General features: G+C 59.2%; 17 protein-coding genes, 1 tRNA gene and 1 pseudogene. 7 read left to right on the forward strand and 12 right to left on the reverse strand.

All coding sequences use genetic code 11. The features are described from left to right. Positions 1–21 precede the first annotated feature (21 nt). A pseudogene (locus JNB88_RS33435) lies at positions 22–239 on the forward strand (GDCCVxC domain-containing (seleno)protein). On the opposite strand, the gene JNB88_RS06085 reads toward JNB88_RS33435, so the two are convergent. The 4 genes from JNB88_RS06085 to JNB88_RS06100 form a co-directional block, all read right to left on the reverse strand. Then, entirely contained in the window at positions 227–820 is a 594-nt protein-coding gene (locus JNB88_RS06085) for a class I SAM-dependent methyltransferase (RefSeq protein WP_220354667.1), read from the reverse strand. The pseudogene JNB88_RS33435 and the gene JNB88_RS06085 sit on opposite strands and share 13 nt — an antisense overlap. A gap of 88 nt (positions 821–908) precedes the next feature. Beyond that, positions 909–2,342 carry a methylenetetrahydrofolate--tRNA-(uracil(54)-C(5))-methyltransferase (FADH(2)-oxidizing) TrmFO gene (gene trmFO, locus JNB88_RS06090; RefSeq protein WP_220354668.1) on the reverse strand — a complete coding sequence of 478 codons (1,434 nt, stop codon included), beginning with the start codon at positions 2,340–2,342 and terminating at the stop codon, positions 909–911. 75 nt (positions 2,343–2,417) lie between these two features. Further along, positions 2,418–4,487 carry a 2Fe-2S iron-sulfur cluster-binding protein gene (locus JNB88_RS06095; RefSeq protein WP_220354669.1) on the reverse strand — a complete coding sequence of 690 codons (2,070 nt, stop codon included), beginning with the start codon at positions 4,485–4,487 and terminating at the stop codon, positions 2,418–2,420. Between the two features lie 47 nt (positions 4,488–4,534). Further along, the gene (locus JNB88_RS06100; protein ID WP_220354670.1) at positions 4,535–5,152 is read right to left on the reverse strand and encodes a glutathione S-transferase family protein; all 618 of its coding nucleotides are present in this window, start codon (positions 5,150–5,152) and stop codon (positions 4,535–4,537) included. A gap of 108 nt (positions 5,153–5,260) precedes the next feature. On the opposite strand from JNB88_RS06100, the gene JNB88_RS06105 reads away from it, so the two are divergent. Continuing rightward, positions 5,261–6,148 carry a LysR family transcriptional regulator gene (locus JNB88_RS06105; protein ID WP_220354671.1) on the forward strand — a complete coding sequence of 296 codons (888 nt, stop codon included), beginning with the start codon at positions 5,261–5,263 and terminating at the stop codon, positions 6,146–6,148. A 33-nt stretch (positions 6,149–6,181) separates the two neighbouring features. Here JNB88_RS06105 and JNB88_RS06110 read toward each other — a convergent pair whose 3' ends face one another. The 3 genes from JNB88_RS06110 to JNB88_RS06120 all read right to left on the reverse strand — a co-directional run bounded on the left by JNB88_RS06110 (position 6,182) and on the right by JNB88_RS06120 (position 7,158). Continuing rightward, positions 6,182–6,385: a hypothetical protein gene (locus JNB88_RS06110; protein ID WP_037127590.1), complete on the reverse strand. Its 204-nt coding sequence runs from the start codon at positions 6,383–6,385 to the stop codon at positions 6,182–6,184. A 187-nt stretch (positions 6,386–6,572) separates the two neighbouring features. Next, on the reverse strand, positions 6,573–6,716 hold the full coding sequence (locus JNB88_RS06115; RefSeq protein WP_081930708.1) for a DUF1127 domain-containing protein: 144 nt from the start codon (positions 6,714–6,716) through the stop codon (positions 6,573–6,575). A 295-nt stretch (positions 6,717–7,011) separates the two neighbouring features. Then, positions 7,012–7,158: a DUF1127 domain-containing protein gene (locus JNB88_RS06120; protein ID WP_007532236.1), complete on the reverse strand. Its 147-nt coding sequence runs from the start codon at positions 7,156–7,158 to the stop codon at positions 7,012–7,014. 840 nt (positions 7,159–7,998) lie between these two features. Here JNB88_RS06120 and JNB88_RS06125 point away from each other — a divergent pair. From JNB88_RS06125 to JNB88_RS06145, 5 genes are all read left to right on the forward strand, one after another. Next, on the forward strand, positions 7,999–9,102 hold the full coding sequence (locus JNB88_RS06125; RefSeq protein ID WP_220354672.1) for a DUF2157 domain-containing protein: 1,104 nt from the start codon (positions 7,999–8,001) through the stop codon (positions 9,100–9,102). Next, positions 9,099–9,686, forward strand: a complete 588-nt coding sequence (locus JNB88_RS06130) for a GDYXXLXY domain-containing protein (protein WP_037127596.1) — start codon at positions 9,099–9,101, stop codon at positions 9,684–9,686. The genes JNB88_RS06125 and JNB88_RS06130 overlap by 4 nt, the downstream gene beginning before the upstream one ends. A gap of 154 nt (positions 9,687–9,840) precedes the next feature. Then, a tRNA-Leu gene (locus JNB88_RS06135) sits at positions 9,841–9,925 on the forward strand. Positions 9,926–10,109: 184 nt separating this feature from the next. Continuing rightward, positions 10,110–11,591 (forward strand): trigger factor, encoded by a 1,482-nt coding sequence (gene tig, locus JNB88_RS06140; RefSeq protein ID WP_037127598.1) that lies wholly within the window; start codon positions 10,110–10,112, stop codon positions 11,589–11,591. Positions 11,592–11,765: 174 nt separating this feature from the next. Then, on the forward strand, positions 11,766–12,191 hold the full coding sequence (locus JNB88_RS06145) for a nuclear transport factor 2 family protein (RefSeq protein ID WP_220354673.1): 426 nt from the start codon (positions 11,766–11,768) through the stop codon (positions 12,189–12,191). 24 nt (positions 12,192–12,215) lie between these two features. Here the strand turns inward: JNB88_RS06145 and JNB88_RS06150 are convergent, their stop codons facing one another. The 5 genes from JNB88_RS06150 to map form a co-directional block, all read right to left on the reverse strand. After that, positions 12,216–14,006, reverse strand: coding sequence for a B12-binding domain-containing radical SAM protein (locus JNB88_RS06150; RefSeq protein WP_220354674.1), 1,791 nt, complete (start codon positions 14,004–14,006; stop codon positions 12,216–12,218). A 185-nt stretch (positions 14,007–14,191) separates the two neighbouring features. Beyond that, the gene (gene sthA, locus JNB88_RS06155; RefSeq protein ID WP_220354675.1) at positions 14,192–15,598 is read right to left on the reverse strand and encodes a Si-specific NAD(P)(+) transhydrogenase; all 1,407 of its coding nucleotides are present in this window, start codon (positions 15,596–15,598) and stop codon (positions 14,192–14,194) included. 102 nt (positions 15,599–15,700) lie between these two features. Next, positions 15,701–16,288 (reverse strand): dual specificity protein phosphatase family protein, encoded by a 588-nt coding sequence (locus JNB88_RS06160; RefSeq protein WP_220354676.1) that lies wholly within the window; start codon positions 16,286–16,288, stop codon positions 15,701–15,703. 78 nt (positions 16,289–16,366) lie between these two features. Further along, the gene (gene radC / locus JNB88_RS06165; RefSeq protein ID WP_220354677.1) at positions 16,367–17,188 is read right to left on the reverse strand and encodes a RadC family protein; all 822 of its coding nucleotides are present in this window, start codon (positions 17,186–17,188) and stop codon (positions 16,367–16,369) included. A gap of 7 nt (positions 17,189–17,195) precedes the next feature. Then, positions 17,196–18,032 carry a type I methionyl aminopeptidase gene (map, locus tag JNB88_RS06170; protein ID WP_220354678.1) on the reverse strand — a complete coding sequence of 279 codons (837 nt, stop codon included), beginning with the start codon at positions 18,030–18,032 and terminating at the stop codon, positions 17,196–17,198. Between the last annotated feature and the right edge of the window lie 406 nt (positions 18,033–18,438).

The raw sequence follows: 18,438 nt of genomic DNA on the forward strand, positions 1-18,438 counted from the left end.
GCAGCCTCTCGAGGTGACGCAATGGAACAGCGGCAGTCTACTCTGACATGCCCTGCCTGCAGCCACCGATCGGTAGAAACGAGCCGGTTGACGCCTGCGTCTGCGTCTATGAATGCTGCGGCTGCGGCACAACGCTCAAGCCGAAGCAAGGCGACTGTTGTGTCTTCTGCTCATACGGATCGGTTCCCTGTCCGCCGGTTCAAGCTGCAATGGCGCGGCGCGGGTCTCACGCTAGCTGAAAGATCGCCGCGTAGTGGTAGGGCGGGAGGTCGACGATCCGCAGCAAGCAAAAGCCAGCGGCTTCAACCACCCGGCGGACGGATTCTGGCGACATACGCATTTCGGTTCGCGGCCCGCGCGGCTTGCCGAGAACCATCGTTTCTTCGCGCGGGTACGGATGCCAGTTCACGATGCAGAACAGCCCGTCTGGCCGTAGAACTTCCCTAACGGAATGCGCAAGACCAATAGGGTCAGGAACGCCATGGAAGGTGTTGGCAATCAAGACATAGTCGACAGCTTCATCAAGACATTCAGCCACGCAGGTGGCGTCCGCGCAAATCCATTGGCGGACGGACGCATCTCTTCGCTGAACTTCAGCTTTCGCCAGCTCTATCATGTCCGGATCGAGATCGAGTGCCGCAATGCGTCCGTCGACCAACGCAGCGAGTGGGCCGGTGAAGTAACCGTCACCGCAGCAAAGGTCGAGCACGCTCATGCCGGGTCTGATCCCGACTTGCCAAAGCAGCGCGTCCGGATCTGGCCACAGCACGGACCACCAATCCCGGTCCGGCATGGACGTACTTTGAAACAATGCCGCCATCAGCCCGCTCCGTTGGAACGTCTCTTTGGCATGACGCCCACGATCCTGCCGATGGCGCCGGATCGGGGGCGCCCATGCCGCGAGCGAATTATGCGCTCTCGGCGAGTTTCGTGTCGAGGCCAAGCCAGTTCGCGCAGTCGGCGAGCGCGCGCTTTGCTATCAGCTGGCGTTTCATGATGGTTTTGTCCTTGCCGCGGAAGCGCTTTACACCCTCGGGCTTGACGATAGACCCGGGTTCGAGCTCCGGGAAAAGGCCGAAGTTGATGTTCATCGGCTGGAACGACCGCTTGCCGGGCTCTTCATCATTGACGATATGGCCCCCGGTGATGTGGCCAAGCAGCGATCCGAGCGCTGTGGTCGCAGGCGGGAGCGATAGAGCTTCGCCCTTTCGCTCGGCGGCGGCAAACCGACCTGCCAAGAGTCCGACACTGGCGCTTTCGACATAGCCTTCGCAGCCGGTGATCTGTCCGGCAAAGCGCAGGCCCGGGCGAGACTTGAGAGTCAGGGACGCATCGAGCAAGGTCGGCGAATTGATGTAGGTATTGCGATGAAGTCCGCCGAGGCGCGCGAATTCGGCATTCTGGAGCCCCGGAATCATGCGGAAGATCTCCGCCTGGGCGCCGTACTTCAGTTTCGTCTGAAAACCGACCATGTTGTAGAGCGTGCCGAGCGCATTGTCCTGCCGCAGCTGCACGACCGCGTAGGCCTTGACAGTCGGGTTGTGCGAATTGGTCAGTCCCATCGGCTTCATTGGGCCGTGGCGCAGCGTTTCGCGACCGCGCTCCGCCATGACTTCGATCGGGAGGCAGCCGTCGAAGTAGGGAGTTCCTTCCCATTCCTTGAATCCGACCGTATCACCGGCAATCAAGGCGTCAACGAAGGCGTTGTACTGCTCTTCGGTCATCGGACAATTGATGTAGTCCTTGCCGGTGCCGCCGGGACCGACCTTGTCGTAGCGCGACTGATACCAGCAAATGTCCATGTCGATGCTGTCGCGATGAACAATCGGCGCAATCGCGTCGAAGAACGCCAACGCATCCGCGCCCGTCTCCGCCTGGATCGCGCTGGCCAGTGAAGGTGCTGTCAGGGGGCCGGTTGCAACGATTGCAAGGTCCCACTCTTTCGGCGGCAGGCCCGTCACTTCCTCGCGGACGACTGTGATCAACGGGTGCTCATGGATCGCCTTGGTGACCGCATCGGAAAAACCGTCGCGGTCAACCGCCAGTGCGCCACCGGCCGGGACCTGGTGCTTGTCCGCACAGGCCATGATCAGGGATCCCGCCAAACGCATCTCGGCATGGATGACGCCGACCGCATTGCTGGTCGCGTCGTCGGAGCGGAAGGAATTGGAGCAAACGAGTTCGGCTAGCCCGTCGGTCTTGTGCGCATCTGTGCCGCGCACGCCACGCATCTCGTGCAGGATAACGGGAACGCCGGCATTGGCGATCTGCCAGGCGGTCTCGGAGCCGGCGAGGCCGCCGCCGACGACGTGGATGGGAGAATAGGAAGAGGTCTTGTTCATGCGCGGCTGATTATCACGCTGGACCGCCGCAGGAAACCGAAGAATTGACGTCAGCTCGATGCGGCGTCGGCATCTCTAGATATCCAGTTCCAGCCGAGCACCTGCTTCGCCCGCTGCCGGCACGGCGCAGCAGATCAGCGCTTCGTCATCGGCCGCATCAGCGGTCGGCTCCTTGATATAGGCGACGGCGCCCGAGAGGATCTTGGTCCTGCAGCTGCCGCAATTGCCGAGGCGACAGCTGAACTCGGGCGCCAAGCCGCGTGCTTCGGCGAGTTCCAGCAATGTGCCTGATCCTGGCTGCCAGCGAGCCTCCTTGCCTGAGCGCATGAAATACACCGGCTGCGGCTCACCAGCGGCGGCGCGTGCCGGCGGCCGCGTGGTTTCGTTCCGTGACCTCTGGAGAGACGCCGGTCCAAACGCTTCGGCATGGATGCGGTCATCGGCAATATTCAGCCCGCGCAGGCAGTCGTAAACGGACTGCATGAAGCCTGCTGGACCGCACAGATAGAAGTCATAGTCGTTGAACGGTAACACTGTGCTCAGCAGGTTCATGTCGACACGTCCCTGTCGTTCGTAGTCTTCGCCGTCGACCGCATCGGCAGTATCGCTGAGCAGGCGGACGAGCTTGACGACGCCACCGGATGCCGCGGCGAGCGCCTGCAGTTCGGTATCGAACGCACGCTCCGACTTGCTGTGCGCGGAGTAAAACAGCCAGGTCGGTCGTATCCTCCGAGTGCGCCGGCCTTCGTAGACGACATGCCGCAACATCGCCAGCAATGGTGTGATGCCGATGCCTGCCGCCAATAGAACGGCAGGGCGTCTCTCGGCGGCGTTGATGGTGAACGCACCGGCAGGCGCGCGGGCCTCTATGATGTCTCCCTCACGGATCGCGTCGTGAAGATGGGTCGAGACAAGCCCCTCGCGCTTGACGCTGATGCGATACGTTCCATCCGACGGCGCCGAGGAGATCGTATAGGTGCGCACTGCCGGCACATCAGATCCCTTCACGGGAATCCGGACAGGCAAGTGCTGCCCGGAGACATGGGGAATGATCCCGTCCTTGTCTGTCGGTTCGAGATGGAACGAGCGCACGCTTGCGCTCTCCTGGACGATCCGGGCGACGCGGAAGGGCCGCCAGCTCTTGGCGAGGGCAGTCGCATCAAGCCGTGCAGCGGCCTCATCCCAACTGCCGGTCATCAGGGAGTTGGGAGAGGGGCCGTCGGCACGCGAATGCCAACGGAGCGGCAACGCCTCTTGCCTGTAGACGATCTGCTTCGGCCGAAAGCGCCAGAGCCGCTCTGCACCCTGGAAGGCCGCTATGTCAGGCGAGTCGAGGATCACCTCCGCATCGCCCGATAGTTGGAGAAGGTCTCCGCTCTCGAAATCCGCGAAAACCAATCCCGCGCGCGGATTTACGAGGATGTTGCCCAGCGTATTGAAGAAGAGATTGCCGGCAAAATCGGGGATTGTCAGGACACCGTCTTCGCCGATTCGTACGAAACCCGGCTTGCCGCCGCGATGCGAAACATCGATTTGGCGGTCCTCACCCTCCCGGTCGACATAGGAGGCGACAAAGAAAGTGTCCGCCTTGGCGATCATTTCAGCAGGACGACCATCAAGCCTATCGAAACTGACTGGCCCGTGGTCGGAGGGCTGTACCGGATCACGAACGTATTCATAATCGCGCAGCTGGATATATTGCGGGCAGTTGCCGTAGGATTGCCCCACACGCACGTCGAAGCTGTCCTGCTGGGTTCTATGCACGGTGCCGTTCAACCGGTTGCGGCGACGCGTGTGGAGCTCGATCCCGAGCATGGCAATGGCATCGCCGTCGTCCATTCCAGCGTCGGCCGGATCAAGGTGCTCGCGCGGAAGGCGGACGCTGAGCGTATGGATGTCCGGGCTCTCGAGGAAGCCCGGACGATTGGCGCGCAACGTCGCCCATGCGTTGCCATTCGTATCTACCGTTCCCAGGACGATGAACGGCAGCTGCGGATAGAAATGGCGGTGCTGATCGATCAGATGATCTCGCAGTACGCGTCGGCCCACCTCGTTCATTCGGTCGGCTACGCCGACCTTTTCCTGCAGCGTTATCTCCCCGACATGCCAGGGGGAGCGCATAGTGCTTTGTGCATCGATAGGCATGGCTGGCTCCTTCATCGGTGGTGGTCGGCTGCGGCGTGGTCGACGCCTCAGGCCTCCTCGACAATGCCGACTGGCGATTTCTGGAATGGTTGAAAGCCGGGCAGGGCTTCTATCCGCTCAAGCCAAGCCGTCACGTTGCGGTAGGTCGAGCGGTCGACATTCCCTTCCGGCGCGCGGGCGATGTAGCTGTAAAGTGCAACATCGGCGACGGTCGGCCGGTGCGTGGCGATCCATTCGCCATCGATGAGATGATCATCGATCAGCTTGAGGATTCGATGAGCTCTCGCGATAACCTCCTCGGGGTCGAATTTCGCTCCGAACAGGGTCACAAGCCTTGCAGCACCGGGACCATAGGCAATCTCACCGGCGGCAACCGATAGCCAGCGCTGAACCGCCGCTGCAGCCACCTGCTCCTCCGGGAGCCAGACCTCAGGTGCATATTTCTTGGCGAGATAGACGAGGATGGCATTGGAATCGCTGATGACGATGTCGCCATCCTGGAGCACGGGTAACTGCCCGAATGGATTGAGTGCAAGGAAATTGGCGCTCTTGTGTTCGCCGGCAGCTAGGTCGACCTGCACGACATCAACATCGACATCGATAAGCGACAGAAAGAGGCGGGCGCGATGGGCATGGCCCGATAGAGGGTGCGAGTACAGCTTCATTGTCTGGTCTCCATGTTTGAGGTGACCGAACAATAATTGTTTCTGTATGTGCGTAGAATTGCGATAATATGAAAGAAACTATTTCATATAGCGGAATAAGGTGCTCTGATGGATCGGCTTCAATGCATGAGGGTCTTCGTGAAGGTCGCGGAGACGGCGAGCTTTGCGCAGGCCGCGCGCCAGCTTCACATGAGCCCGCCGGCTGTCACCCGCGCGATCGCTTTTCTGGAGGCGGCCACAGGGGCGCGGCTCTTCGTGCGCTCAACGCGATCCGTGAAGCTGACGTCGCCTGGCAGTCGTTACGCGGATGACTGCAGAAGGATACTCAGCGATATCGACGAAGCGGAAGCTTCCGCCGGTGGATCCCATTCAACAGCATCGGGAATCCTCACCGTTACGGCACCGGTGCTTTTCGGTCAGATCCACGTCGTCCCTGCGATGACTGAGTTTCTTAGCATGCACGCGGCCGTTACGGGACGCGTGCATCTCTTTGATAGGATGGTCAATCTTGTGGAAGAGGGCATCGACGTCGCCATTCGTATCGGTCACCTGCAGGATTCTGAGCACCAGGCGATTAGGGTTGGCAGCGTGCGCCGCGTCGTCTGTGGCGCTCCCGCTTACTTCGAGCGTCATGGCGAACCGGCGACGCCAGCCGACCTGTCTCGGCACATCACCATCTTCAATACGGGCTCCTCGGCGCCGTTGGAATGGCACTTCTCGCCCAACCACACGCCCGTCAAGCTTCATCCGCGTATGTACTGCAATACTGTCGATGCATCGATATCCGCGGCGGTGACCGGATGGGGGTTGTCTCGCGCTCTGTCTTATCAGGTGGCGCAGCATATTGCCGCCGGTCGGTTGAGAACGGTGCTTGACCAATATGAAGAAGAGCCCCTGCCGATCCATGTCGTTCATGTGGAGGGTAGACATGTCTCGGCCAAGACGCGGGCGTTCGTGGATTTTGCGGTCGAGAAGCTAAAGAGCCTGGGGCTGTAGAAGCCGAGGCAGCAGGCTCGGCAGTGGCGGTGCTCAGGCCATTGTTCTGGCCGAGGCTTGAATACGCTTTGACAGGAAGCTTATTCGATCGAGATTGTTCAGGATATCGACCATGTCGCATGCCTCGCGCCACGTCATGCGCGCCATCTGCACACCGTTCAGTTCAGCCGGCTGTTGTGTCGTGGCGTCGACGACGGTCCACAGACCATCCTCCATGCGGAGATTGTATCGGCACATTACGCATGTCTCCATTGGGCAACGGCCGGATACTTTCACAATGGTTAATATTAGTCCACCCTAAAGAAGTCAGGTGTTCGCCTATCAACAGATCAGCCAGGCGGTGTCCTGTCGACGCAGCGCGGGTGTCCCCGGAATCAAAAACGGCGCCCTGGGGCGCCGTCTTGGAAACTTCACGTTCGCGCTATTAGCGGAATGAGCGGGAAGCGATCGTGCGAATGTCGTAACGGCTAACGCCGATGTCGGCGAGCGTCTGGTTGGAGAGGCTGCCAAGTTCGCTAAGTGTGCGGCGGTAGCTGAGCCAGCTTCTTGCAATGCGGATCGGGTTCATTTTCGTCTTCCTCAGAGTGGTGAGCGAGACCGGCGCCATCGCCGTCTCAGCGTTGACATCCATATAGGTGTTCTCTGTCATATTGTGCAGTGCAAAGAAAAGGCATCTGCTATGCAATTGTGCATGTGATGCTTATTCTGGATGCAGAGATTATTTTCTGAGCGTGCCCGAGGGAGCTAAAAACGGCTGCAACCATTCCGCAAGGTAACAGGCGGACAAAAGAAAACGCCCGTTGCCAGGGGCAGCGGGCGTTTTGTCGAGGCGATCTGCTTGGGAGGATAGCTGATCGCTTGGATTAGCGGGCAGAAGCCTCGCGAGCGACGCGATGAATGTCGGAACGATCGATACCGAGGTCGTGCAATTCGCGGTTGGTCATGCGGCCGAGTTCGGTAACGGTCTGACGATACTTGCGCCAGTTATTGAAAGAGCGTGCGAAGTTCATTTTGATCCCCTTTCCTAGGGCTTGCGATCTGCCAGCTGCCGCCTATCGGCGCTGACCTCTATTTGATGACTGGAATATATGTTGCGCTGCGAAGTAGTAACAGAGACAAGATTTCAGATCACCTATGCGTTGAATGCAGACCTAAGGCCTTCGATTTCGGGATTTGGCCGTCATTTGGTCAATCAATAGGCAAAATGGAGGCTGGCAGATGGCCGACACGCTCGCTTTCATGCCGAGGGGTGGTGGCCGGCTATGATTGCGGTGGCCCGTCGACAGGCAATGGCTGCGAGCGGCGCTTATCAATTGATCTCGGGCCGCCAGATCAGCCTGAGGTCGCCGGCGGGATATCCTCGGACTCAATCTTCGAGGAAAAGTCCTCCGCGCGCTGGGGCTTAGGGCGGGCGAGCCCCTGAAAACCAAACGCCCACCGGGGGAGGATCCGGTGGGCGTCATTGGAATGACTGACAACTGGGAGGAGGAGTGTTGTCAGTCTATCGGAGGGCGCTGGGAGGAGGAGTGCGCTGCTCCGAATTTCGTTACGAAGATCATCTTCGCAGGCTTCCGGAAAAACCGGGGCTGGGCGCCATCCCCTTGCCTTGTGAACACAGATATAGAATGCCTGATCGATATTTTGCAGTGCAATATATTCATGCTGCCCATGCGGTAAATGCATGGCTTGAGAACTTGAGGTATATATTAGCGATTTGGCGTTATCTTTAAGTTAATGCGCGCCCCAAATTCCTCCCCTGAGGATTTCGCATGGGAATATTTCCCTGAGGGTCATTGAACGTTTATAAGGTGATCAGAAGGCGCGTCGTCGCGCATTTGGCGGAGTAGGGCATGTACCGCGGTCGGCTGGAGCGAGATCTTTCGGTTTGGGTGGAGAAAGGGCTGTTGCCCCAGGCGACGGCGGGAGCCTTGCTGAAGGAATATGATGGAAGGCCGGCGAGCTTTAGCCTCGGCAATGTCCTCATGATCCTTGCTGCGATCCTGCTCGGGGCTGCAATCCTGCTTGTCGTCGCTTCGAATTGGGAAGCCATTCCACGCCTCGTGCGCGTTGCTGTTATTCTTGTGATCATCTGGGCCGTACATCTCGGCGCGGCCGGGATGCTGAGGCGCGGCGCGACGGCCGCGGCTGGCGGTCTGCTCGTGATCGGCACCTTGTCCTTTGGCGGCGCAATCTCGCTGGTTGGGCAGATGTATCACCTGTCGGGAGATGAGCTGACCGTCATGTATCTCTGGTTTGCGATGGCCGTGATTTCGGCGATCCTGTTTCGATCCGGCGTTGTCGCAGCTGTCGCAGGCTTTCTATCGTGGGGCAGCTTCGCTGCATATCTCGGCGCCTATGATACACGCTGGGTTGGCGCCGATCCCTGGGTCGTGCCGCTCATGGCTGCTGTTGTTATCGGTCTCGTTCGTTTCACCGGTGCGGACCGCGTCCGCCATCTTGCGTACCTGTTGCTCGTTGGTTGGCTTGCCTGGCTCTACGCGATGAACGAGAATTTCTGGCTCGCGCTCGTCTATGCGGTCGCTGGAATGTTGGTCTTCGTGATTGTCAGTCTGCCGATACCACGGCTTTCCGAATTGGTCAGAACCGCCGGTTCCGCTCCCGCCTTCTACGCATTTGTTGTTGCCACGATGGGCCTGTTCTTCCTGCATGTTGAGCTGGAGAGTGGTTGGCATTTCGTGGCGCTGGCGATCGTAACGCTGGGGAGCGCGGTCCTTGCGATTGCGCTCCAAGGCAGGAATAACGGCGCCGTACGCTATCTGGCCTACACCGTATTTGCCGTCGAAATGCTGTACCTCGCATCGGTGACTGTCGGATCCATTCTCGGCACGTCGAGCCTTTTCCTGTTCTCGGGCTTGTTCGTCGCGGCGGTTGCCTGGATCGTCATTCGCCTTGAGCGCCGATTTTCCACTAGGTCCGCGGAGGCAAGCCTGTGAGTGTGTTCTCGATTCGGAATTCGGCGCGCCGCTATCTTGTTGCTGCTATCATTGTTGCCGCGCTCCAGACGTTGATACTGGGCTATGTGATCGAGAGCCGCGCGTCGATCCTGCGCAACGGCACCGATGTTCTCCTGAAGACTGCTCCCGTCGACCCACGCGATTTTCTCCGGGGTGACTATGTGGTGCTGAATTACGACATCTCCTCCGTCCCGGTCTCTTCGATCGCAGGCGGCGTACCGCAAAATCCTGGCAAGACGAGCATTTGGGTGCGGTTGAAACCCGGAGATGGCGGCTTCTCGGGCATCGTCGAATCATCGTTCCAACGCCTGCCGGACGAGCCGGGTACCGTGCTTCTGCACAGCAGGCCTTTCTATAGTTACGGGCCTAGTTCTGCTGATCATATCCGCGTCGAGTACGGTATCGAACGCTATTATGTGCCTGAAGGGCAGGGGACGGCGCTCGAGCAGGCCCGCCAGGACGGCGAGGTCTCCGTTGCCGTTCGCGTGGCCTCGAATGGAACGCCGCAGATAAGAAGCCTGCTTGTCGATGGTAAGCCTGCTTATGACGAGCCACTTTACTGAGTTGAAGCGGATTGACTCATAGGCCTGCCGTTGCGGGCAAAATCCCTGTCATTTGTCCTTCATTTTTCCTTTGCCTCTACCAAATCGGGTGATATAGAGACGCCGCGCTCCGGAAGGCCTCATGTGCAGGCATATGCATGCGGTTTTTGAGAACGCGGGTATGGTGAAATTGGTAGACACGCCAGATTTAGGTTCTGGTGCCGCAAGGCGTGGGAGTTCAAGTCTCTCTACCCGCACCAAAGCTGGCTTGCAGGCGGGGGGACCGAACAGGTGCCTCTCGATTACCCGGCAGCAAAGCGCCGTTCCGCCTCGGGCGGAATGAATAAGAATTGAGAACAAGCCACGCCCGGCAACTTTCCGGCGTCGTGCTCATCGAAACGAACGGCGTCTGGGCACGGCCGCCACGAATGAAGGTAGGAAAACATGCAGGTTATCGAAACGCTCGCTGAAGGGCTGAAGCGCGAAATCAAGGTCGTAGTCCCGGCCAAGGACATGGAAGTCAAGTTGAACGAGCGTCTTGCCGACGTGAAGGACAAGGTCCGCATCAACGGTTTCCGTCCGGGCAAGGTTCCGGCCGCTCACCTCAGGAAGGTCTACGGCAAGTCCATCATGGCCGACCTCGTCAACGAGATCGTCCGCGAGCAGCCGACCGCCATCCTGGCCGAGCGTGGCGAAAAGTCCGCGACGCAGCCAGAAATCGCGATGACGGAAGACAAGGACGAGGCAGAACAGATCCTCGCCGCTCAGAAGGACTTCGAGTTCACGCTCTCCTACGAAGTTCTGCCGCCGATCGAACTGAAGTCCAACAAGGGCATCAAGATCACGCGCGAAGTCGTCGACATCTCGGAAGACGAAGTCAACGAGCAGGTTCTGAAGGTTGCTGAAAGCGCCCGTTCGTACGAAACCAAGAAGGGCAAGGCCGCCAACGGCGACCGCATCACGATGGACTACGTCGGCAAGGTCGACGGCGTTGCCTTCGACGGCGGTACCGATCAGGGCGCCGAACTCGTTCTCGGCTCCGGCCGCTTCATCCCGGGCTTCGAAGACCAGCTGGTCGGCACCAAGGCTGGCGACGAGAAGACCATCACCGTCACGTTCCCGGCTGACTACCCGGCCAAGAACCTGGCTGGCCAGGAAGCCACCTTCGACGTCACCGTCAAGGACGTTGCCGCTCCGGCCGACGTTGAAATCAACGACGAACTGGCAAAGAAGCTCGGCCTTGAATCGGCTGACCGCCTGAAGGAAATCGTCCGCGGCCAGATCGAGTCGCAGTACGGCTCGATGACCCGCCAGAAGGTCAAGCGTCAGATCCTCGACCAGCTCGACGAAATGTACAAGTTCGAGACGCCTGCCTCGCTCGTCGAAGCCGAGTACAACGGCATCTGGAACCAGGTTGCCAACGACCTCGCTCAGTCCGGCAAGACCTTCGAAGACGAAGATACGACGGAAGAGAAGGCTCGCGAAGAGTACAAGAAGCTTGCTGAGCGTCGTGTTCGCCTCGGCCTCGTTCTCTCCGAAATCGGCGAAAAGGCCGGCGTTGAAGTGAGCGAAGACGAAATGCAGCGCGCCATCTACGAGCAGCTGCGTCAGTATCCAGGTCAGGAAAAGCAGATCCTTGACTTCTTCCGCAGCCAGCCGGGCGCAGCCGCCTCGATCCGCGCTCCGATCTTCGAAGAGAAGGTCATCGACCACCTGCTGACCGAGATCGACGTCACGGACAAGAAGGTGACCAAGGAAGAACTGCTCGCCGACGAAGAAGGCGAAGCTTCCGACAAGGAAGCCAAGAAGGCTGCTCCGAAGAAGAAGGCTGCTGCCAAGGCCGAAGCTGCTGAAGGCGAAGAAGCCGCCGCTCCGAAGAAGAAGGCCGCTCCGAAGAAGAAGGCTTCCGAGGAGAGCGCCGAGTAATTTTCGGCCAAATCAACTACAGAAAGCCCCGCCTTGTGCGGGGTTTTTTACTTTCAGGGGCAGTGATTGCCGTTCGGCACTGGCATGGCGGGCTATACCCCAGCGCGCACCGAGTGGTTGCAGTTTAGATTGATCTGATGCAAGCTGGGCGTGGCCTGTCGGGGAGGGTTTGAGATGACATCGGGCGCTGACTTGAAGGAAATCGTAAGGCAGATTTTCGAGGCGAGGGCTGAGGGCGATCTCGATCAGCTTATGTCATTCATCGGTGACAATTGCGTTTTCCGTATCGCCGGGAGCCCTGAACTGACACCGCTTACGGACCCGGTTGTCGGGCCCGCGGCGCTTCGCGCAACGATGCGCCACTTTATCGACACCTGGGAGATGAAGGCGCTCGAGATTGTCGACATCTGTGTTGAGGGGAACGTCGCGCTTGTGCACCGCAAGGGCCAGATGCGCTACGGCACGACGCACTTCAACACAGAGGTCATGGACAAGATGACCTTCGACAATGGGAAGCTCGTTGAATGCGTGGAATTCATCGACACGCTCCAAGCCGCGTCGCTTCTAAACATCGCGACGATATCGGCGGCGCAGAGGTAGCTCAACACCGCGCTATTTACTGGGTCAGACCGCAGGCCGGACCTTGTGGGCGTGGGTCAATTCCGCGACCTTGTGGATATGGGAGACCGCAGCCCGTCCTCCAGCCGTCTTGGTGAATAGCTCTAGCGTCTCGTCTTCGTGGTCACCAACCGGTGTCAAGGCCTGATCCATATAGGACTTCGATTCCTTATCGCGCGCGATGAAGAAGGCGCTGACTGCGAGGCTGGCAATCGTGGCACCCAGCGATAGATGCTTGCGGACAGTTACCCAGACAAAGCGCGGCCAGAACGTCACGGCGCTTTCTTTGGGGAGATCCGGGCGGCGCTCAGAGGGGTGCTTGAGCCTCAACAGGCCGCTCTGGAGCGGATGAACGTTCTCCAAAGGTACCGTCGTCGCGAACGACACCAGCACCTTGACGAGGCTGGCGAGCGGTACGCCTGTTGCAACAGCCCGACGCAGCAGTGTCTTCATGTGCGCGGGTGAATAGTAGAGCGACCATGCCTCCTGGTAGATGCTCTCCCACTCCTGCTTGCTCATCTTCGGATGCGCGGTGCAGACGTGCTCGACGTCGTAGATATTGAGATCTGCGTCCATCTCGACGCCCTTCTTCCACAAGGTCTGGTGATCTTCCGAGCCCGGCAGCGGCGTGAGGACGAAGAACTCGATGACATCGAGTGGCAATTCGTGCTGGATAATGGCGATATCGCGTCGAATCGTCTCTGGCGTATCCGCGGGAAAGCCGAGAATGTAGCCCGCGAGCGTCATGATGCCCTGGGCTTTCCAAGCAAGCAGCATCTTGCGGTATTCAGTGATCTTGTTCTGGTTCTTCTTGGCCGCCGTGAGATTGTCCGGGTTTACATTCTCAAGCCCGATGAAGACGCGGGTGACGCCGGCACGCTTGGACTTCTCGATGAAGTTCGGGATCTTGTGGCAGAGAGTATCGACTTGGATCATCAATCCAAGTGGAATGCCGTCCTTTTCCCGGAGTTCGATCAGGCGGTCGAAGATCGCCTCCCAATCCCCGTTGCGGGCGAAATTGTCGTCGGTGATGAAGAACTTATGGATGCCCTGTGCCCAGTTCATGCGCACCAATTTCTCGACATCGTCAGCAGTTCGGAAGCGCGATTTGCGCCCCTGGACGTTGATGATCGTGCAGAAGGAGCATTGATACGGGCAACCGCGACCGGCGTCGAAACTCGTACTCAGTCCGAGTGTCTGGGCGACATTGGTCTTCGGCAGGAACGGAACGGCAGCACCTTCGATGCTCGGCAGATCGTTCATGAAATTATAGAGTGGCTCAAGCTTGCCGCCGGCGGCATCCTGAAGGACGCGGTCCAGGCGGCCTTCTGCCTCGCCGGCGAACATCGAGATGCCCATCTCGCGACAGGCATCGAGGCCGACAGCCTTACCGTCGAGCATTGCAAGGCAGCCCGATACGTGGAAGCCTCCCATCGAGACAGGAATGCCGGCTTCACGGAAGGGACGCGCTATATCAAGCGCGCGCGGGTACTGGTTCGACTGCACGCCGACCAGACCGACCATTCCGAAATTGCCGTTTTGTTGGAAACGCTTCAGCAGTGCGGCGATATTGACCCGCGTATTGGTCTCGTCGATGACCGTAACGTCGATTTTGACATTCGGCCCGAGGACCATTCGCTCAGCACAGTCGGCGGCAATTCCGTAAATCGCGGCCAAGGAGTTGGACGGGATCATGGCTCGCCACCACCGGATCACGTAACCATCGTCGTCGTAATGCGACGGTTTGATCAGGACAAGTTGGAAGTTCCGTTCGGCGGTCTCTGAAGAATTTTGCACAGTCACTCGCTGGTAAGAGGACCCCCAACAGGGCACGCTATCAGAGACTGCGGACTATGCAAGCGAAGCTTTTCTAAAGGAACCTGACGCGGTCGCGTCATGTGTAGACGATTGACGCAGGTGCAATAAGCCTTTGTTTTCGCTTTATTTTTCTGTTGTTAGAGCGATGTTTGGCAGCCAGAGCTTTATAGCTCTGACTTGATATCGCCCATCCGGTTCCACGCATCGAGACCGGCGATCTTGTAGGCCTCGGCGAGAGTTGGATAGTTGAAGGTGTTCTCGACGAAATATTCGACGGTGCCTTTGAGGTTCAGTACGGCTTGCCCGATGTGGACCAGCTCGGTCGCCCCTTCACCGACGATATGCACGCCGAGCAACCGCCGCGTCTTCAGCGAGAAGATGAGTTTCAGAAGCCCGGTATCGAGACCCATGATGTGTCCGCGCGAGGTCTCCCGGAAACGTGCAATTCCGCATTCGTAGGGGATGCCGCGCTCCTTCATTTCTTCCTCGGTCAGTCCGCAGGTGGAAATCTCAGGCACGGCGTAGATGCCATAGGGGAAGTATTTCGGCGGCTCCTTCGCCACCGCGCCGACGGCGACGCGCGCTGCGATTCGGCCCTGTTCCATAGAGGTGGATGCGAGGCTCGGAAAGCCGACCACATCGCCTGCGGCAAAGATGTTCGGCACGGAGGTCTCGAAGGTTTCCGGATTGACCTTGAGACGACCGCGGCTGTCGGCTTCGAGCCCTGCTGCGTCCAGATTGAGCGTGTCGGTTGCGCCCATGCGCCCGGCGGCAAACAGAACCATGTCAGTCACCAGGTGGCGACCATTGTCGAGCTTCAGTTCAACCTTGCCGTTGTCGAGCCGCACCACCTTGTCCGCCTTGGTCCCGAGCAGGATCTTCATGTTGCGATCGCGCAATTGATAGGTGAAATCTTCGACGATCTCCCGGTCGATGAAATCGAGCATCGTCGGTTTGGGATCGATCACGGTCACTGCGGTATCCAGTGCGCTGAAAATCGTCGCATACTCGATGCCGATGACACCCGCGCCGATCACAGCCATCGAGCGCGGAAGCTCTTCGATATCAAGCAGTTCATCGCTGTCGAGGACCGTCTTGCTGTCGAAAGGTATGTAGTCGGGCCGGAACGGCTTCGTGCCGACCGCAAGCAGGATGCTTGCCCCGCTGACCTTGAGGACCTCGCCGTCGTCCTTGACGACTTCGAGTGTCGCCGGATCGAGGAAACTCGCCTTGCCCCTGATGTGCTGCACGCGGTTTCGGGCGAACTGATGCTCCAGGACCTCGACTTCGTGATCGAGGGTAATCAGCAGGCGGCGGCGAAGGTCTTCCGCGCTGATTTCTTCCTTCACGCGATAGGATCGCCCATAGAAGCCACGCTCACGCCAGCCGGAGAGATTGAGCGCCGTTTCGCGAAGCGTCTTGGAGGGGATGGTGCCGGTGTGCACCGAAACGCCACCGACGCGCTTGCCCTGTTCGATGACCAGAACCTTCTTGCCGAGTTTGGCGGCCTGAATTGCGCCGCGGCGACCTGCGGGACCACTACCCACAACAACGAGATCGTACTGGAACATTAAGCTGGCCCCGATTGGAAAGCTGGAATCATTTTTGCGACGCAATATGTCGCGCGTCCACGGGTAGCAGGTCAATGTTGCAGAATATTTTATGAGCCGATATCAGGATTCACCGAAGCCAAGTAGGGGTTCGAGCTTCTCGAAGGTGCGATCCATGGCGAAGGCGCGGCTGATCGGCAGCGAAATATGGCCGTAAAGGATGGACATCTGCCCCTCTGCCACCTTCTCGTTCGTCTTGCTGACCGCAGCCAGGTAGAGCGCCGATGCAAGCCCGGTGCGATCGGCTCCAGAGAGGCAATGGATCAGCAGTGGTTTCGGAGCCTCTTTCATGACCTGGATCAACTCCGTCGCTTGCTCGGGGGAAAGTTCCCTGTAGGCCGACATCGGGAAGTCGATGTGCTCGATGCCAAGCGTCCGCGCCTGTTCGACTTCGGCGTTCCAGACCGGGCTGTTGATCCCGCCACGCAGGTTGATGATGGTCTTTATCCCGTAGCGCTTCGAGAAGTCCGCGATTGCCTGTGGGGATGGTTGCGACGACCGGTAGACTTCGCCAGCGACGACTGCATGAAAGTTGGTGGTTGTCTTCAAATACAAGGCATAGCCGCCGACAGTGGCAAGCAGCATGGTGAGCAACAGGACGGCTGCTTTCCTGGAACGAGGAAACAGGCGAGAAGCGAAAGTCGTCGTCATGAAGGTCTCGAGCAGGACGGTTGCAACATCCTTGCCTTGCCACCCTAACCTGACGGACACCTGAAGCGGTTTGGCGCCCTATATTAGACGCAAGCCCTTCAGGCTCGCATGGCCATCCTTGCCGATAATGATGTGATCGTGGACCGTGATTCCAAGTGGCTTTGCGGTATCGACGATCATCTTGGTCATGTCGATGTCGGCGCGCGATGGTGTCGGATCGCCTGACGGGTGATTGTGCACGAGGATGAGAGCCGTTGCCGAAAGCTCCAGCGCGCGGCGTACGACCTCGCGCGGGTAGACCGGCGTGTGATCGACCGTCCCGCGTCCCTGCACCTCGTCGGCGATCAATGCGTTGCGCTTGTCGAGAAAGAGGATGCGAAACTGCTCGCGGGTCTCGTGGGCCATGGCCGCGTGGCAGTACTGGATCACCGACGACCAGGATGACAGGACCTGCTTGCCTCGAAGCTCACTCTTCAGCGTCCGGTGTGCGACTGTCGAGACCAGCTTCAGATCGAGCGCCACAGCCTCGCCGATACCCTTCACCTCCTGCAGCAAAGGCAGCGGTGCACCGAAGACGGCAGCGAGCGAACCGAAGCGCTCGAGCAGCGCCTTGGCGATCGGTTTGGTATCGCGCCTGGGGATCAATCTGAACAGCAGGAGTTCGAGCAGTTCGTAGTCGGCAAGGGCTGTATCGCCGTTCTGCCGAAATCGGTCGCGTAGCCGCTCCCGATGTCCGTGATAGTGCTCCTCTTTGCCGAGAGGAGCGGAGACGTTGGGCGGCTTCGAGAGCGATCCAGGCTTGGTGGTCTGCTCCGCGAAGAAAGAGCGTTCGTCGTTCGCATCGCTGGTGGCGAAGGGCAGTTCGGCGTCGTTGGAATGCGAAACAGGACCCTTCGTCATCAAGTGCTCATCGGTTCAAGGGTGGAAGGCCTGGGCGGTCGAGGCCGCCGGGCGAAAGCGTGAAGATCTCGCAGCCGTCGGCGGTGACACCGACCGTGTGTTCGTATTGCGCCGAAAGGGAACGATCGCGCGTAACGGCAGTCCAGCCGTCCGCCAATACTTTCACATGTGGCCGACCAAGGTTGATCATCGGCTCAATCGTGAAGATCATCCCTTCTCGAAGTTCCGGTCCTTCATTTGCACGGCCGTAGTGCAGAATGTTTGGGGAATCGTGAAACAGCGATCCCACGCCATGGCCGCAGAAGTCGCGCACGACGGAACAGCGTTCAGCTTCTGCATACGTCTGAATGGCTTCTCCGATAGCGCCGGTGCGAGCCCCGGGACGAACGGTCGCTATGCCGCGCAGGAGGGATTCGTAGGTCACTTCAAGCAGTCGCTCGGCCGCCCGTTTGATTGCGCCGACCGGGTACATCCGGCTGGAATCTCCGTGCCAGCCATCGACTACGTAGGTGACGTCGATGTTGACGATATCGCCCTCACGCAGCGGCTTTGCATCCGGAATACCATGGCAGACAACATGATTGATCGAAGTGCAGGTTGATTTCGTGTAGCCGCGATAGTTCAGGGTCGCCGGAACCGCGCCGTTGTCCATGCCGAATTCGAATACGAAGCGATCGATAGCGTCGGTCGGCAGGCCGGGCTTCACAAAACCAGCGAGCTCATCGAGGCAACGGGCGGTGAGTTGGCAAGCCTTGCGCATTCCCTCGAAAGCCTCGGGACCGTATAGCCTGATTGCGCCGGTGTTCTTCGACGGCGCGGAAGAGGCTTCGATGTAGTTTACCATTGCAGGCCCTTAGCGATTGTCATTCTGGTACATAATGCAGCTATGCCGGGTTCGTCCATCGCGATCAATGGGGTGGATGTCATTTCTGGCACTACAGTCTCGTCGAGCCGGCGCCGACAGCATTTCCGTGGAGCTGCAACGACGCGTCTTTGCCTTCACGCGACCCTTCCGGCCCGTGGCTTGATCCTGCACTTCACTCGGACGGGGCGCTGGAAATTGCCTCGCTGGAGTAAGAACAATATGGCGCTTCCCGGCGCCCCGTTCGGCGGTTTATGCCCACAACTCCGGTCCCTCTGCCGCCTTGCCGGAGGAAGTGTCACTTCCCCTGGGGGCCATGTGTGCCACACAGGCACGTCCGGGGCTCAACTCGACGCCGCATTCGCGCGAACGCCGCCGTCCCCAGAGG

It is taken from the genome of Rhizobium cauense (assembly GCF_019511525.1).
Lineage (GTDB): Bacteria > Pseudomonadota > Alphaproteobacteria > Rhizobiales > Rhizobiaceae > Rhizobium > Rhizobium cauense.